This is a genomic window from Luteimonas sp. 8-5 (assembly GCF_029763755.1).
Classification (GTDB): Bacteria; Pseudomonadota; Gammaproteobacteria; order Xanthomonadales; family Xanthomonadaceae; genus Cognatiluteimonas.
The window spans coordinates 1-15,981 of sequence record NZ_JARUVM010000082.1; the positions used below are offsets into that span (position 1 = coordinate 1).

The window sequence follows — 15,981 nt, forward strand, 5'->3', positions numbered from 1 at the left end:
TGCAGGTCCGCATGCGCGGCAAGCAACGCCTGGATGATCTCGACATGGCCGGCGGACGCGGCCTCGTGCAGCGCGCTGCGGCCCTGCGCGTCGCGCGCATCCACCCGCGCCTTGTGCTTGAGCAGCAGGCCGACACCCGCCGCATCGTCTTCCTCGACGCCGGCCGCGGCGAGCAAGGCGGGCGTGCCCTCGTCGGACTGGGATTTCGCGCCGCGTTCCAGCAGGAACCGCGCCAGGCGCCAGTTGCCGCTGGCGCAGGCGATGCCCAGTGGCGTCAATCCGTCGTTGTTGCGCTCCTCGAGTTCCGCGGCCGCGTCGCGCAGCAGCGCGGCGACGCCGGGATCGGAACTGCGCGCGGCATGGTGCAACGGCGTGTTGCCGTCGGCGTCGCGCACGCGCGGGTCGGCACCATTGGCCAGCAGGGTCATCACCGCTTCAGGGCGGCCGTGCCAGCTGTCCCGGGTCGCGGCGAGGAGCGGGGTCATCCCGGCGTGCTCGGCGTTGAGGTCGATGCCGCGCCCGATCAGCGCACGCAGCAGGCGCAGGTCGGGCAACACCGCGGCGAGCACCGCCAGCGATCGCTGGTCGCGCTCCCCGTCCGGCGGCGGCGCCTGCGGATCGGCGCCGGCCTCGAGCAGGGCCAGTGCGCGGTCGACCCGGCCGCTGCGTGCGGCCGCGTACAGGGCTTCCTCGGGCAACTGCCCCGGTTCCACCAAGGGCGCGCCCGCGGCCGCGTCGCCATCGCCTTCGTCGAGGGCATCGTCCAGCCAGCGTTCCGGCAATGCCTCCGGCGCGCGCAACCCCTGCAGCAGGGCGTGCAGCAACGGCGCCACCGCAATCGAGCCGAGCGCCAGGATCCAGCGACCGCGCGCATCGAGCAGGCCGGGCCAGGCGAGCAGAAACGGCAACGCAGCCAGCGCCACCACCATCCCCGCCGCCGCCAGCCCGCGCCACGCGCCGGGCTCGAAGCGGGCCAGCGCATGCCAGTGGGAATCCACGCGCCCGCCATCGCGTTCGACGCCGTGCCACAACGGCCACGCCCGCCACGCGGCGAGCAGCGCCAGGCCGAAGGCGAAACTGGACGCGAGGGTGGCACCGAGCGAGCCGCTGGCGAGCAGCACCGCGAACGGCCAGGCCAGCAGCGCCGCGAACAGCGCGGCCGTCGCCACCCACAGCACCGACAACGACAGCGTGTCGCCCTTCATCTGCGCCCTGGCCGGCGCGCCGCGGCGCCAGGCCGATACGGCCAGGGCGAACGCGGGCTGGGCCAGGGTCGCCCCCAGCGCGGCGATCGCGCCGCCGAGCCCGGCCAGCGCCGCCAGCACTGCCCCGGAAACGAGCGCGCCCGCCGCCACCGCGGGAAACGGTCGCCGCGGCGCCCTGGGGTTCGGACTTGCGGCGGCCTCAGGCATCGGTACCCCAGTCCTCCGACATCGGATCGATCTCCGTGGCCGGCGGGAACTGCAGGTGGAAACCGCGCAACGCCAGGTTCTCGCGCACCACCGCGGCATCCTCGCGCGCGAGCTTTCGCTCGGGCGTCAGCGCGACGTCGAGCACGAACTCGAGCTTGCCCAGCTGGGTGCGCAGCGGTTCGGGCAGTCGCGTGAAGTCGTCCCGGGCCGCCAGATAGACGTAGGTATCGGCCTTTTTCAGGCTCTTGTAGACGTAGGCTTGCATCACTGCCGATTGTGTCGGAAAGCGGTAGCCAGCGGTAGCTGGGCGCCTAGTGGTATCCGTCGCCGGCGTCGACCTTGCCCCTGAACACGCGATACGACCACACCGTGTAACCCAGGATCGCCGGCAGCAGGAACAACAGGCCGACGCCGAGGAACAGTTGCGACGAGGTCGACGAGGCGGCGGCGTGGATGCCGAGGTCGGGCGGCACGATGTTCGGCCAGATGCCCAGCACCAGGCCGATGAAGCCGAGGAAGAAGAAGCTCAGCGTGAGCATGAACGGGCGCGCGTCGCGGCCCTCGTCGAGCGCGGTGCGCCACAGCGCGACCGCGTTGGCCAGGGCGAGCAGCGGCACCGGCGCCAGCCACCAGAAGTTGCCGCCCTCGAACCAGCGCGCCATCACCCGCGACTCCAGGAAGGGCAGCCATGCGCTGACCAGCCCCATGAAGGCGACCACCACCAGGACCAGCGGCCGGGTCAGCCCGCGCGCGACCTGCTGCAGCGGCCCGGCGGTCTTGAGCACGAGCCACGATGCGCCCAGCAATGCATAGCCGAACATCACCGCGATCCCGGTCAGCATCGAGAACGGGCTGAACCAGGAGAAGCTGCCGGCCGGCGCGGCCCCGTGCGCCACCGGAATGCCCTGGACGATGGCGCCGAGGATCACGCCCTGCGCGAACGCGGCCACCATCGAGCCGAGCGAGAACGCCGCGCCCCAGAACGGCCGCGCACGCGTCGCCTTGAACCGGAACTCGAAGGCGACGCCGCGGAAGATCAGCGCGATCAGCATCAGCAGCACCGGCAGGTACAGCGTCGACAGCACCAGCGCATAGGCCGCCGGGAACGCCGCCAGCAGGCCCGCGCCGCCAAGCACCAGCCAGGTCTCGTTGCCGTCCCAGATCGGCGCCGCGGTATTCATCATGTGGTCGAGTTGCGCGTCGTCCTGCGCGAACGGCGCGAGGATGCCCAGGCCGAGCACGAAGCCGTCGAGTACCACGTACATCAGTACGCCGAAGCCGATCACGCCGAACCACAGCACCGGCAGCAGGTATTCCAGGGTCATCGGCTCCGGGCTCATGGCTGGCCTCCCGCACCGTCCACGGTTTCGTCGGGCAGCGACATCGGCCGCGCCGGCGTCTTCTCGCCGCCCTGCGTGTCCTTGGGCGGCTGCCGCACCGGCCCGACCAGCATCAGCTTGCGGATGTACCAGATGCCGGCGCCGAAGATCACCGCATACGCGCAGGCGTAGACGATGAGCGAGGTCATCACCGCGGCGGCGACGATGTTGGGACTCACCGCCTCGCTGGTGCGCAGCAGGCCGTACACCACGTAGGGCTGGCGTCCGATCTCGACCACGTACCAGCCGGCCAGCAGCGCGACGAAGCCCGAGGCGCTCATCCAGCGCCAGCCGTCGAGCAGCCAGCGCGCGCGTTCCAGCGTGCCGCGCCGCCATGCCCACAACGAAGCGATGGTGAGCAGGAGCATCAGCACGCCGAGGCCGACCATGACCCGGAAGGCGAAGAACACCGGCGCCACCGGCGGCCGTTCCGCGGCCGGCACCGCGGTCAGCGGCTGGATGCGGCCATCCCATTCGTGCTTGAGGATCAGCCCGCCCAGGCGGGGGATCGCCACCTCGTAGTCGTTGCGCTCCGCGTCCTCGTCCGGCCATGCGAACAGCACCAGCGGCGTGCCGGCACCCGGGGCCTCGTCGTGCCAGTGCGCCTCGATCGCCGCGAGCTTCACCGGCTGGTGCTCGCCGACGTTGAGCCCGTGCAGGTCGCCGGCCAGGATCTGCAGCGGCACCGCGATCGCCGCGAACGCCACCGCGTGTTTCAGCGTGCGCAGGGCCGCTTCGCGATGCACGCCACGCCGCAGGTACCAGGCACTGACGCCGCCGATCACGAAGCAGGTGGTGATGAACGCGGCCAGCACCATGTGCGCGAGCCGGTACGGGAACGAGGGATTGAACACGATCGCCCACCAGTCGGCCGGCTGGAAGTAGCCGGCGGCGTCGATCACGTAACCCTGCGGCGTCTGCATCCAGCTGTTGGCCGAGATGATCCAGAACGTCGAGATCAGGGTGCCCAGCGCGACCATGCAGGTGGCGAAGAAATGGATCCGGTCGGAGACGCGCTTCCAGCCGAACAGCATCACGCCCAGGAAGGTCGCCTCGAGGAAGAACGCGGTCAGCACCTCGTAGCTGAGCAACGGCCCGAGGATGTTGCCGGCACGTTCGCTCAGCACCGCCCAGTTGGTGCCGAACTGGAAGCTCATGACGATGCCCGAGACCACGCCCATGCCGAACGAGACGGCGAAGATCTTGAGCCAGAAGAAATAGACGTCGCGCCAGAGCTCGTCGCGGGTGCGCAACCAGCGCCATTCGACGAAGGCCAGCCAGTGCGCAAGGCCGATGGTGAAGGCCGGGAACAGGATGTGGAAGCTGATGACGAAGGCGAACTGCACCCGCGACAGGAACAGCGGCGTCAGCAGTGCTTCCAAGGCAACCCTCCCGCGGCACGCGGGGTCGTGCCGCCGCGCCTATTGTGCGCCCAACTATCGGCCGATGCCTTGACGGGCCGTCCACGCTACCCTGCCGCGACCCTCCAGCCGGAACCCCGACATGCGTCGCAACACCCTGCCCGTGCTTGCCCCGCTCCTGTTCGCCGCCGTATCGATCGCCACGCCCATGCCCGCGGCCGCGCAACAGCAGCCGCTGACGCTGGCCCAGATCATGGCCGACCCGGACTGGATCGGGCCGCCGGTGGAGGACTACTGGTGGAGCTGGGACGGCAGGCATGCGCAATACATGCTCAAGCGCGAAGGCGCCACGATCCGCGACACCTGGCAGGTCGCGGTCGACGGCGCCGCGGCCCCTGCCCTGGTGGAGGATGCCGCGCGCGCCGGCCTGGACGCGCCGGCGCCGGTCTACGACCCGCAGCGCACGCGCATGGCCTTCGTCCGCAACGGCGACGTGTTCGTGCGCGACCTGCGCAGCGGCGCGCTGCAGCAGGTCACGCGCAGCAACGCCGACGAATCGCTGGTGCAATGGGGCAGCGACGGCGCGCTGTCGTGGCGGGTGGGCAACGACTGGTTCCGCTGGACCGCACGCGACGGCGTGGTCCAGGCCGCCAGCGCGCTGGCCGAGGAAGCGCCTGGCACGCCGCCGCCCGCCGACGAGCTGCGCGAGCACCAGCTGCGCCTGGTCGACACCCTGCGCGACGACCGCGCGCGCCGCGAAGCCGCACGCGTGCAGAAGGAGGCGTGGCGCGCCGCCGATCCGACCCGCGCGCCGGCGCCGGCCTACCTTGGCGATGACGTCGCGATCGAGGAGACCGTGATGTCGCCCGACGGCCGCTGGCTGCTGGTGGTGACCAAGGCCAAGGACGCCGATCCGGGCAAGGGCACCCACATGCCGCGCTACGTCACCGAGTCCGGCTACCAGGAGACCGAGGACACCCGCACCCTGGTCGGCCGCGATGCCCCGGTGCCGCATGCGCTGTGGCTGGTGGAGGTCGCATCGGGCGACGTGCGCGAACTGTCCTTCGACGCCCTGCCCGGTATCGCCGTCGATCCGCTGGCCTCGCGGCGCAAGGCCGCGGGCAAGGATCCGCTCAAGGGCAACCGTGCGCTGCGTGTCGAGGCCGATGCCGACTTCGACGGCCCGGCGATCCACTGGACCGCCGATTCGCGCCACGCCGCCGTGCTGCTGCGCACGATCGACAACAAGGATCGCTGGCTTGCGACGGTGACGCCCGAGGCGGGCGGCAAGCTGCAGTCGCGCCACCGCCTCACCGATCCGGGCTGGATCAACTGGGGCTTCAACGACTTCGGCTGGATGGGCGACAACCGCACGCTCTGGTACCTGTCCGAGGAATCGGGCTACTCGCACCTGTACACGGTGGCCGCGAGCGGTGGCGCCGCGCGTGCCCTGACCAGCGGCAAGTGGGAGGTCTCCCAGCCCCGGCTCTCCGCCGACGGCAGCCGTTTCCTGTTCGTCTGCAACCAGGCCCGCCCGATCGACTACGAGGTCTGCACGGTCGGTACCGGCGGCGGTGCCGTGCGCGAGCTGACCGCGCTGGACGGCGTGGAAGGCTTCTCCATCTCCCCGGACGGCGGCAAGCTGCTGGTGCGCCACTCGTCCGCGTGGATGCCACCGCAGCTCTCCCTGGTGGCCGCCGCAGGCGGCAGTGGGCGCCAGCTCACCGACACCCGCACGCCCGCGTTCAAGGCGATCGACTGGATCGGCCCGGAGACCGTGCAGGTGCCGTCGAAGCACGGTGCCGGCAACATCTGGGGCAAGTATTACGGCCCGGCCAACCCGGAACCCGGCCGCAAGTACCCGATGGTGATGTTCGTGCACGGCGCCGGCTACCTGCAGAACGCCGAGCTGCACTGGCCCGAGTACTTCCGCGAGCAGATGTTCCACAACCTGCTGGTGCAGCAGGGATACATCGTGCTCGACCTCGACTACCGCGGTTCGGAGGGCTACGGCCGCGACTGGCGCACCGCGATCTACCGCAACATGGGCCACCCCGAGCTCGAGGACTACCTCGACGGCCTGGACTGGGCCGTGGCCAACCGCCAGGCCGACCGCGACCGCGTCGGCATCTACGGCGGCAGCTACGGCGGCTTCATGACCTTCATGGCCCTGTTCCGCGAGCCGGGCGTGTTCAAGGCCGGTGCCGCCCTGCGCCCGGTCGCCGACTGGAGGCAGTACAACCACGAGTACACGTCGAACATCCTGAACACGCCGGACATCGACCCGGAGGCCTATGCCCGCTCCTCGCCGATCGAGTACGCCGCCGGCCTGCAGGACCACCTGCTGATCGCCCACGGCATGATCGACGACAACGTGTTCTTCCAGGACAGCGTGCTGCTCACCCAGAAGCTGATCGAACTGCGCAAGCACGACTGGTGGGTCGCGCCCTACCCGCTCGAGCGCCACGGGTTCAGCCACGCCGACGCCTGGTACGACGAGTACCGCCGGGTCTACGAGCTGTTCGAGTCGACCCTGAAGTAGGCCGGTCCGGCGGGCCTCCTGCGTTGTCCGGAGCAGGGGGCCCAAACATGATCGAGATCCGCAACCTGTTGCTGGACTGCCGGGCGGCCTTGCGCCGCGCGGACCGCAAGTTCGAAAGCACGCCGTTGGCCGAGGTCCTGGACGACGAGATCCTCCGCATCGGGCGGGAGTCGGAACCCAAGCCGGCGTCCGAGGAACCGGTGGCCAAGCCGCACGCGCTGCCGATCGCGTATGCCTGGCAGGCTGCGGCACGCGAGCTGCGCAGCTCGCATCCGGAGGTCCACGAGCTGCTCTCCAGGCGCGTCCACGAGCGCCTGCGCGAGAAGGTCGTGGACAGCGCCGGCGAGGAAATCGACGCCCTGCGCACCGAACTGCAGAAGAGCGAGGCGTCCCGTGCCAGGCTGGAACAGGAGCTGGCGGCGGCGCGGATGGAGCTGGACATCGCACGCAGCAGTCCGGCGATGGCCCCGGCCACGATGGGAGGCGGCGCCCCGCAACCGGCGCGGGATCCGCGCATTCCGGACCAGGAACTGTTGCGCGCCGTCGCCAACGGCACGGCCATGCTGAGCGATGAACACCGCGACTGGTGCCTGGCCGAAGCCATGGTCCTGACCGGCTTCGAGCGCACCCCGGTGCAGTTGATGGAGGACGGCGAAGCCGCGCTGGCGGCCCTGATCCTGTCGGGCAAGCCCATGGCAGCCTGAGTCGCCTGCCCGGACCGCGCCTACAATGGCGCGATGACCCAAGACACCGGCTTCGACACCGTCCGCGACTGGCTCACCGGGCTCCAGGACCGCATCTGCGCCGCGATCGAGCGCGCCGACGGTAGCGCGCGTTTTGCCGAGGACGCCTGGGAGCGTCACGAGGGCGGCGGCGGCCGTACCCGCGTGCTGCGCGACGGCACGGTGTTCGAGCAGGCGGGCATCGGTTTCTCCGATGTGTCCGGCACGCGCCTGCCGCCGTCGGCCAGCGCCGCGCGGCCGGAACTGGAAGGCGCCTCGTGGCGCGCCTGTGGCGTGTCGCTGGTGTTCCACCCGCGCAATCCTTACGTCCCGACCACCCACGCCAACGTCCGCCACTTCCGCGCCATGCGCGACGGCAGGACGGTGGCCTGGTGGTTCGGCGGTGGCTTCGACCTGACCCCGTTCTACCCCTTCGACGAGGACGTGCTGCATTGGCACCGCACCGCGCGCGCCCTGTGCGAACCCTACGGCGGCGATGCGCGCTACGACGCGCACAAGCGCTGGTGCGACGAGTACTTTTTCCTGAAGCACCGCGAGGAGACGCGTGGTGTCGGCGGCCTGTTCTTCGACGACCTGCACGGGGACTTCGAGACCGACTTCGGTTACCTGCGCGCGGTGGGAGACGGCTTCCTCGATGCCTACCTGCCGATCGTCGAGCGGCGCCGGGACACGCCATACGGCGAACGCGAGCGCGAGTTCCAGCTGTACCGGCGCGGCCGCTACGTCGAGTTCAACCTGGTCTACGACCGCGGCACCCTGTTCGGCCTGCAATCCGGCGGCCGAGCCGAATCGATCCTGATGAGCCTGCCGCCGCGCGTGCGCTGGGAATACGGCTACGCACCGGAACCCGGCAGCGCCGAAGCGAGGCTGGGCGAGTACCTGCGCCCCCGCGACTGGCTGGCTACTTCTTCTTCAGCACGCTGATCTTGCCGTCCTTTTCCAGGACGGCGAGGCGGATTTCCCCGAGCGCCGCGCAGTCCTGCTCGCGCATGGCTTCCTCCAGGTCGTCCAGGGTGAGGTCGGCCGCCTTGAGCGCTTCGTGGAAGACGGTGCCATTGCGCGCAAGGATGTCGGCCTTGCCCTCCACCACCCGCGCCACCGGTTCGCTGCGCGCCGTGGCAAAGCCGACCAAGCGGTTCCATGCGAGCAGCGTGGTGGCGAGGATCAACCCGCCGGGCAGCGACTCGTCGCCGGCGATCATCGAGCCCTGGACCGCGTCACCCAGCAGCACCAGCACCAGCAGGTCGAACGGCGTGAACTGCCCCACCGTCCGTTTCCCCGACACCCGTAGCAGCGCCAGCATCACGAAGTAGACGATCGACGCCCGAAGCACGATCTCCCACCACGGAATCTTCAGCTCCAGCCAGTCCGACATGGCCTGCTCCGCTTTTGCGAGACCCCACTAAGCACCGCGCCCTGTCGGCACCCCATGAAGTCCCACCCTGGAGAGCCCCCTTCCCAAGGGGGGCGCGCCGACAGGCGCAGGGGATGTAGGCACTAGCCGGGCCCAAAGTTTTGGCCCATGAACCAATCGATCCCACTCGAACCCCGCGCAGCCAGAACTTTGGGTTTTTTATGCGCCGCAAGACTTTTCGGTTTCTCCCGAAAAAAGGCGGCGCAGAAAAAAGCCCCACGAGCCAGGGGGGGGCTAGTGGGGCCGGGGAACGGCGACCTGGGGAGGGGTGGCCGTTCCGGATCACTCCAGGGGAGGGGAGATGATCTGCGACGGACCTTGCATCCGTCGCGGCCTATATGACCATCCCGACCATTGATGGTTCGTGAAGATTGGGGTTAAAAAACTGTTGGGTTCAGGAATGATTCATTCCTGCCGCCAGGCCCCTCAGTGGGCCTCGTCCCAGTCCACCCCGACCCCGGAATCGACCACCAGCGGGACCCGCAATTCGGCCGCCGCGGCCATGCGCCGGGGCACCTCGGCCAGCAGAGTGTCGACGAAGCCCTCGTCGACCTCGAACACCAGTTCGTCGTGGACCTGCAGCACCATAAGCGCCCGCTGGCGGTGGGGCGCCATCCAGGCGTCGATGTCGACCATCGCGCGCTTGATGATGTCCGCCGCCGTGCCCTGCATCGGCGCGTTGATCGCGGCTCGCTCGGCGCCGGCGCGCAGGCCCTGGTTGCGGGCGTGGATGTTGTCCAGGTACAGGCGACGCCCGAACACCGTCTCGACGTAACCGCGCTCGCGCGCCTGCTCGCGGGTGCTGTCCATGAATTCGCGCACGCCCGGGTAGCGGCTGAAGTACAGCGCGATGTAGTCCTGCGCCTCGCCGCGGGCGATGTCGAGCTGCTTGGCCAGGCCGAACGCGCTCATGCCGTACATCAGGCCGAAGTTGATCGCCTTGGCCGCGCGGCGCTCGTTGGCGTCGACCTCGTCGATCTCCTTGCCGAACACCTCGGCCGCGGTGGCGCGGTGGATGTCGGCGCCGGAAGCGAACGCGCGCAGCAGCGCCGGGTCGCCGGATAGATGGGCCATGATCCGCAGCTCGATCTGCGAATAGTCGCAGGCGACGATGCGGCGCCCCGGCGGCGCGATGAAGGCCTTGCGGATGCGGCGTCCGTCCTCGGTCCGGATCGGGATGTTCTGCAGGTTGGGATCGCTGGACGCGAGCCGCCCGGTCGCGGCGCCGGCCTGGTGGTAGCTGGTGTGGACGCGGCCGTCGTCCGGATTGAGCATTTCCGGCAGCTTGTCGGTATAGGTGCTGCGCAGCTTGGCCAGGCCGCGGTATTCCAGGATTACGCGCGGCAGCGGATGCTGGTCGGCGATCGCCTCCAGGGCCTCCTCGTTCGCGGACGGCTGGCCGGACGGCGTCTTCACCAGCGCCGGCAGCTTGAGCTCTTCGTAGAGCAGCGCGCACACCTGCTTGGGCGAATCCAGGTTGAAGCTGCGCCCGGCCAGTTCGGTCGCCTTCTGCTGCGCGGCGAGCATGCGTTTTCCCAGGTCGGCGGACTGCCGCCGCAGTTCGTCGGCATCGACCAGCACGCCGTTGGCCTCGATGCGTTCGAGCACCGGCACCAGCGGCATCTCGATCTCGCGGTACACCTTGGCCAGCGCCGGCTCGGCCGCCAGCCTGGGCGACAGCAGGCGGTGCAGGCGCAGGGTGACGTCCGCGTCCTCGGCGGCGTAGCGGGTGGCGTCGTCGAGCGCGACCTGGTTGAAGGTGATCTGCTTGGCGCCCTTGCCGGCGACGTCGGCGAATTTCACCGTCTGGTAGCCGAGGTACCGGGCCGCCAGGGAATCCATGTCGTGGCGCGTGGCGGTGGCATTGAGCACGAAGCTTTCCATCATCGTGTCGTCGGCATAGCCGGCCACTTCCACGCCGTGGCAGCGCAGCACGTGAAGGTCGTATTTGCCGTGGTGGCCGACCTTGCGCTTGCCCGGGTCGGCGAACAGCGGCCGCAGCGCATCGAGCACTTCCTGCAGCGGCAGCTGCGCGGGCGCACCCGGATAGTCGTGCCCGACCGGGATGTAGGCTGCCTTGCCCGGCTCCACCGCCACGCTCAGGCCGACCAGGCGCGCGCACAGCGCGTCCAGCGAATCGGTCTCGGTGTCGAAGGCGAATTCCGGCGCAGCCTGGAGCTTCCCGATCCAGGCGTCGAGGCGATCGCGGGACACGACCATCTCGTACTCGCCCGGCGCGGACAGCGCAGGATCGGGAGCAGTGGCCGGAGCCGCCGGTGCGACGCGCGCATATCCGGCCTCGGTGGCGCGCAGCGCGGTCTTGCCAGGCGCAGGCTCGGGCGCGGCATTGCCCTCCAGCTCGCGCAACGCCTGGTTGAATCCGTAGCGGGTATACAGCTCGCGCAGCGTAGCCACGTCGCGCTCGCGCAGGGACAGCTCGCGCGCCGGCTGCTCGAGCGCCACGTCGGTCTTGATCGTCACCAGCTCGCGGTTCAGCGGCAGGCGGCCGACGCCGGCGCGCAGGTTGTCGCCGATCTTGCCCTTGATCGATGGCGCCGCGGCGATCACGCCGTCAAGGTTGTCGTATTCGCCCAGCCACTTGGCCGCGGTCTTGGGCCCGCACTTCTCGATGCCCGGCACGTTGTCGATGGCGTCGCCCATCAGCGCCAGCAAATCGACGATCTGCCGGGGGCGCACGCCGAACTTGGCCAGTACCGCCTGGTCGCTGTCGAGCTTGCTGCCGCTCATGGTGTTGACCAGCTCGATCCTGCCGCCGCCTTCGAACGCCTGCACCAGCTGGGCGAAATCCTTGTCGCTGGTGGAAATGGTGACGGTGGCGCCCTCGCGCGCGGCTTCCATCGCCAGGGTGCCGATCACGTCGTCGGCCTCGACACCGGGCACGCGCAGGATCGGGAAGCCCAGCGCCTGGACGATGTCGCACATCGGCTGCACCTGCGCGCGCAGCTCGTCGGGCATCGGTGGGCGGTTGGCCTTGTATTCCGGATACAGCTCGTCGCGAAAAGTCTTGCCCGGGGCGTCGACCACGAAGGCGGCGCAATCCGGCCGCTCCTTCAACGTCGCGCGCAACATGTTGACCACGCCGAACAACGCGCCGGTCGGCTCGCCGGCGGCGTTGCTCAGCTGCGGCAGCGCGTGGAAGGCGCGGTACAGGTACGACGAGCCGTCGATCAGGACCAGGCGCCGGCTCGCGGAACTCGGGGAATGGGGACTCGCAGGAATGGAAGCGGGCATACATGGATTCTACGCGGCCGGCGCATAATCCAGCCTGTCCCCGCGATCCGGAGCCGCGCCATGCGCAACCCCATGATTTCCGCCCTGGCCGTGGCCCTCGCGGCATTGCTGGGGGCCTGCGCCAGCAGTGGCGAAGCCCTGCCGGTGCCGCAGACCGCCGACGGCGTGCCCCTGGTGCCCGAGGATGCGATCGAGGCCGTGGTCGTGCAGGACAACGGCGACGTGGTCCACGAGTACCGGGTGCAGGGCCAGCTGGTGATGCTCAAGGTGGTTCCGGCGCGCGGCCCCACCTACTACCTGGTGGACCGCAACGGCGACGGACGCGTGAGCCCCGAGGACGGCGAAGCGCCCGCGGTGTACTACAAGCTGTTCTCGTGGTGACCTAGCCGCGCGGGCCGCCCATCACCGGCAGTACCACGCCGCTGATGTACGAGGCGCACGCCGGCGACGCCAGGAACACGTAGGCCGGCGACAGCTCCTCGGGTTGCGCGGGCCGGCCCATGTCGCTGTCCTTGCCGAACTCCGCGACCTCGTCGGCCGGCTTGTCCGACGGATTGAGCGGCGTCCACACAGGGCCGGGCGCGACCGCATTGACGCGGATGCCGCGCTCCAGCAGGTTCGCCGCCAGCGAGCGGGTGAACGCGTCGATCGCGCCCTTGGTCGCCGAATAGTCGAGCAGGTGCTTGCTGCCGAACAGCGCGGTCTCGGAACTTGTGTTGATGATGCTGGCGCCCTCCCCCATGTGCGGCAGCGCCGCCCGCGCCATATGGATGTAGCCGCCGATGTTGGTCTGCAGGGTGCGCTGCAGCTGCTCGTCGTCGATGTCCTCCAGCGCCTTGCGATGCTGCTGGTAGGCGGCATTGTTGACCAGCACGTCGAGCCGGCCGAATTCCTTCACCGCGCGCTTGACCACGCGCTCGCAGAAGTACGGATCGCGCACGTCGCCGGCGACCGCGATGCAGCGACGCCCTTCCTCCTCGACCGCTGCCTTGGTCGCGCGCGCGTCGCGATGTTCGCTGAGGTAGGTGATGGCGACATCCGCGCCCTCGCGGGCGAACAGCACCGCCACCGCGCGGCCGATGCCGGAATCGCCGCCGGTGATGATCGCCGCCATGCCCTCGAGCTTGCCGCTGCCGGCATAGCCCGGCGCCAGGTAACGCGGCTGCGGATCGAGCTTGTGCTCCTGCCCGGGCTTCGGCTGGTGCTGCCTCGGCAGCGGGTTCTCCGGCTGCCTGCGCGGGCCGGCCTGCACCGGCTTCTTTTTCGCGGTCGTCTTCTTCGCGGTCTTCTTCTTGGTGGCCATGTCGCGACGCTAGCCGCACCCATGTCCACGCAATGTTCATGGCGGCCGGAACAGCATCGTCGCTCTCCCCCAAGGAGGCACGACCGATGCCGTATTCACGAATCAGCGACCTGCCCGAACCGGTGCAGGACCACCTGCCGAAGCACGCGCAGGAAATCTACAAGGAAGCCTTCAACAGCGCCTGGGACGAATACAGCGATCCGGGCGACCGCCGCGGCGATGCGAGCCGCGAAGAGACCGCGCACAAGGTCGCGTGGTCGGCGGTCAAGGACAAGCACGAAAAGGGCGACGACGGCGACTGGCACGCGAAGTAGCAGGGAATGAGGGGAGTAGGGAATGAGGGGACTGGGCTGGGCAATGCAGGTGTAGCCTCCAACTTGCTCCCATTCCCTATTCCCTTCATTCCCCTCATTCCCTGTTTCCCCCTACGCCGGCTCCAGCTTCGCGTACGCCAGCACCAGCCACTTGCTGCCGGCCTCGTCGAAATTGACCTGCACGCGCGCGTGGGTCCCGTTGCCCTCGATGTCGGTGACGAAGCCGGTACCGAAGCTGGGATGGCGCACGTTCTGGCCGATGGAGATGCCGGGGGTGTCCAGTTGTGCATGGCCACCCCTGCCCGCCATGCCATGGCGCGGCATCGCCGCCGCCAGCGGGCGCGCGACCTTGATCCGCGGACGCACTTCGTTGATCAGCGCCGCCGGGATCTCGCGCAGGAAGCGCGACGGCAGGCCGTACATCTCCATGCCGTGGATGCGGCGCGCCTCGGCGTAGCTGAGCACGAGCTTCTGCCGCGCACGGGTGATGCCGACGTAGGCCAGGCGCCGCTCTTCTTCAAGCCGCCCGTTCTCCTCCAGCGACTTGCCGCTGGGAAACAGGCCCTCTTCCATGCCGGCCAGGAACACGAGAGGAAACTCCAGGCCCTTGGCGCTGTGCAGGGTCATCAGCTGCACGCCCTCCTCGCCGGCCTGGGCCTGGCCTTCGCCGGCTTCCAGGGCCGCGTACGAAAGGAACGCGACCAGCTCGCTCAACGCGGCGACCTCCTCTTCGTCGTCGCGCTGCACGAAGCGCGAGGCCACCGACACCAGTTCGTCCAGGTTCTCGGTACGCGAGTCCAGCGAGCCCTTGGACTCGGCGGCGTAATGCGCACGCAGCCCGCTGCGCGCGAGCACGTGGTCGATCTTCTCCTCCAGGGGCAGTTCGGCCACCTCGCTGTCGAGCGAGTCGACCAGACCCAGGAACGTGCCCAGCGCATTGCGCGCACGCGCGGCAAGCACGTCGCCGGTGGCGCAGCGCCGGGCCGCCTCCCACAGCGACAGGCCGTCGGCGCGCGCACGTTGCCGCACTTCGGAGAGCGTGCGCTCGCCGATGCCGCGCGCCGGGGTGTTCACCGCGCGCTCGAAGGCCGCATCGTCGTCGCGGTTGGCGACCAGGCGCAGGTAGGCCAGGGTGTCCTTGATCTCGGCACGCTCGAAAAAGCGCATGCCGCCGTACACCCGGTACGGGATCTGCTCGGCCAGCAGCACTTCCTCGAAGGCGCGCGACTGGGCGTTGCTGCGGTACAGGATCGCCGCCTCGCCGTAGGAACCGCCGTCACGCATCCACTGGCGGATCCGCTCGACCACGAAGCGCGCCTCGTCCACCTCGTTGTAGGCCGCGTACAGGTCGATGGCCTCACCCTCGCCGCTGTCGGTCCACAGCTGTTTCCCGAGCCGGTCCGGGTTGTGCACGATCACCGCGTTGGCGGCATTGAGGATGTTGGCGCTGGAACGGTAGTTCTGCTCCAGGCGCAGCGTGGTGGCGCCCGGGAAGTCGGCGAGGAAACGCTGCACGTTCTCGACCTTCGCGCCGCGCCAGCCGTAGATCGCCTGGTCGTCGTCGCCGACCACGAACACGTGGCCTTCGCCGCCGGCGAGCAGGCGCACGAAGCCGTACTGGATCGCGTTGGTGTCCTGGAATTCGTCGACCAGCAGCTCGCCGAAGCGGCGCCGGTAGTGCGCCAGCAGTGCCGGGTTGTCGCGCAGCAGCTCGTGGGAGCGCAGCAGCAGCTCGGCGAAATCCACCAGCCCTGCTCGATCGCAGCGTTCCTGGTACAGCGCGTAGGCCTTCTGCATCACGTCCAGCCAGGCATCGCCCGGCGCGGGCTGCAGGTGTTGCGGGCGCCGGCCCTCGTCCTTCTGCGCGTTGATCCACCAGGCGATCTGGCGCGGCGGGAAGCGCGCTTCGTCCAGCTCCAGCTGCTGCACCACGCGCTTGACCAGGCGCTGCTGGTCGTCGCTGTCGAGGACCTGGAAACCTTCGGGCAGCCTGGCGTCCTGCCAGTGCAGGCGCAGCAGGCGGTGGGCCAGGCCGTGGAAGGTGCCGATCCACATGCCGCGCGCGCCGGCGCCGCGCCGCGTGCGCTGCAGCAGCGCCTCGGTGCGGCCGCGCATTTCCGCCGCCGCCTTGTTGGTGAAGGTGACCGCGAGGATGCCGTGCGCCGGCACGCCGTGGACCTCGTTGAGCCAGGCGATCCGGTGCGTGAGGACCCGGGTCTTGCCCGAACCGGCACCCGCCAGCACCAGGTAATGGCCGGCAG

The 15,981-nt window shown here is 69.6% G+C and carries 13 protein-coding genes; 5 read left to right on the plus strand and 8 right to left on the minus strand.

The window, feature by feature from the left end:
- From QAA18_RS09300 to QAA18_RS09315, 4 genes are all read right to left on the minus strand, one after another.
- Window positions 1–1,412: ankyrin repeat domain-containing protein (locus QAA18_RS09300; protein ID WP_279412653.1), on the minus strand; the 1,412-nt coding region annotated here is incomplete at its 3' end.
- Complete coding sequence (locus QAA18_RS09305) at window positions 1,405–1,677, minus strand: YcgL domain-containing protein (protein WP_279412654.1); 273 nt, start codon at window positions 1,675–1,677, stop codon at window positions 1,405–1,407. The genes QAA18_RS09300 and QAA18_RS09305, both read right to left, overlap by 8 nt.
- Before the next feature lie 46 nt (window positions 1,678–1,723).
- On the minus strand, window positions 1,724–2,737 hold the full coding sequence (gene cydB, locus QAA18_RS09310) for a cytochrome d ubiquinol oxidase subunit II (RefSeq protein ID WP_279412663.1): 1,014 nt from the start codon (window positions 2,735–2,737) through the stop codon (window positions 1,724–1,726).
- A gap of 11 nt (window positions 2,738–2,748) precedes the next feature.
- Window positions 2,749–4,161, minus strand: coding sequence for a cytochrome ubiquinol oxidase subunit I (locus tag QAA18_RS09315; protein WP_279412664.1), 1,413 nt, complete (start codon window positions 4,159–4,161; stop codon window positions 2,749–2,751).
- A 199-nt stretch (window positions 4,162–4,360) separates the two neighbouring features.
- On the opposite strand from QAA18_RS09315, the gene QAA18_RS09320 reads away from it, so the two are divergent.
- Genes QAA18_RS09320 through hemF form a run of 3 tightly spaced genes read left to right on the plus strand, consistent with a single transcriptional unit; the run spans window position 4,361 to window position 8,361 of the window.
- Complete coding sequence (locus QAA18_RS09320) at window positions 4,361–6,694, plus strand: S9 family peptidase (RefSeq protein ID WP_279412665.1); 2,334 nt, start codon at window positions 4,361–4,363, stop codon at window positions 6,692–6,694.
- 47 nt (window positions 6,695–6,741) lie between these two features.
- Entirely contained in the window at window positions 6,742–7,398 is a 657-nt protein-coding gene (locus QAA18_RS09325; protein WP_279412655.1) for a hypothetical protein, read from the plus strand.
- A 33-nt stretch (window positions 7,399–7,431) separates the two neighbouring features.
- Complete coding sequence (hemF, locus tag QAA18_RS09330; RefSeq protein WP_279412656.1) at window positions 7,432–8,361, plus strand: oxygen-dependent coproporphyrinogen oxidase; 930 nt, start codon at window positions 7,432–7,434, stop codon at window positions 8,359–8,361.
- On the opposite strand, the gene QAA18_RS09335 is transcribed toward hemF, so the two are convergent.
- Window positions 8,339–8,812 (minus strand): YetF domain-containing protein, encoded by a 474-nt coding sequence (locus QAA18_RS09335; RefSeq protein WP_279412657.1) that lies wholly within the window; start codon window positions 8,810–8,812, stop codon window positions 8,339–8,341. The two genes, hemF and QAA18_RS09335, sit on opposite strands and share 23 nt — an antisense overlap.
- 465 nt (window positions 8,813–9,277) lie before the next feature.
- Entirely contained in the window at window positions 9,278–12,103 is a 2,826-nt protein-coding gene (polA, locus tag QAA18_RS09340) for a DNA polymerase I (RefSeq protein ID WP_279412658.1), read from the minus strand.
- A gap of 60 nt (window positions 12,104–12,163) precedes the next feature.
- Here polA and QAA18_RS09345 point away from each other — a divergent pair, with 60 nt between their 5' ends.
- Window positions 12,164–12,484, plus strand: a complete 321-nt coding sequence (locus QAA18_RS09345; protein WP_279412659.1) for a DUF2782 domain-containing protein — start codon at window positions 12,164–12,166, stop codon at window positions 12,482–12,484.
- Window position 12,485: 1 nt separating this feature from the next.
- On the opposite strand, the gene QAA18_RS09350 is transcribed toward QAA18_RS09345, so the two are convergent.
- Complete coding sequence (locus QAA18_RS09350; RefSeq protein WP_279412660.1) at window positions 12,486–13,406, minus strand: SDR family oxidoreductase; 921 nt, start codon at window positions 13,404–13,406, stop codon at window positions 12,486–12,488.
- 86 nt (window positions 13,407–13,492) lie between these two features.
- Between QAA18_RS09350 and chaB the strand changes: the two genes are divergently transcribed.
- Complete coding sequence (gene chaB, locus QAA18_RS09355) at window positions 13,493–13,720, plus strand: putative cation transport regulator ChaB (RefSeq protein WP_279412661.1); 228 nt, start codon at window positions 13,493–13,495, stop codon at window positions 13,718–13,720.
- Window positions 13,721–13,831: 111 nt separating this feature from the next.
- On the opposite strand, the gene uvrD is transcribed toward chaB, so the two are convergent.
- A partial coding sequence (gene uvrD, locus QAA18_RS09360; protein ID WP_279412662.1) for a DNA helicase II occupies window positions 13,832–15,981 on the minus strand: 2,150 nt, incomplete at its 5' end.

Bases quoted from the DNA above. Each gene is read 5' to 3' on its own strand.
- QAA18_RS09335 (WP_279412657.1), bottom strand. From the start codon at position 8,812: ATGTCGGACTGGCTGGAGCTGAAGATTCCGTGGTGGGAGATCGTGCTT.
- QAA18_RS09325 (WP_279412655.1), top strand. From the start codon at position 6,742: ATGATCGAGATCCGCAACCTGTTGCTGGACTGCCGGGCGGCCTTGCGC.
- QAA18_RS09350 (WP_279412660.1), bottom strand. From the start codon at position 13,406: ATGGCCACCAAGAAGAAGACCGCGAAGAAGACGACCGCGAAAAAGAAG.
- chaB (WP_279412661.1), top strand. From the start codon at position 13,493: ATGCCGTATTCACGAATCAGCGACCTGCCCGAACCGGTGCAGGACCAC.
- cydB (WP_279412663.1), bottom strand. From the start codon at position 2,737: ATGACCCTGGAATACCTGCTGCCGGTGCTGTGGTTCGGCGTGATCGGC.
- QAA18_RS09345 (WP_279412659.1), top strand. From the start codon at position 12,164: ATGCGCAACCCCATGATTTCCGCCCTGGCCGTGGCCCTCGCGGCATTG.
- polA (WP_279412658.1), bottom strand. From the start codon at position 12,103: ATGCCCGCTTCCATTCCTGCGAGTCCCCATTCCCCGAGTTCCGCGAGC.
- QAA18_RS09320 (WP_279412665.1), top strand. From the start codon at position 4,361: ATGCCCGCGGCCGCGCAACAGCAGCCGCTGACGCTGGCCCAGATCATG.
- QAA18_RS09305 (WP_279412654.1), bottom strand. From the start codon at position 1,677: ATGCAAGCCTACGTCTACAAGAGCCTGAAAAAGGCCGATACCTACGTC.
- hemF (WP_279412656.1), top strand. From the start codon at position 7,432: ATGACCCAAGACACCGGCTTCGACACCGTCCGCGACTGGCTCACCGGG.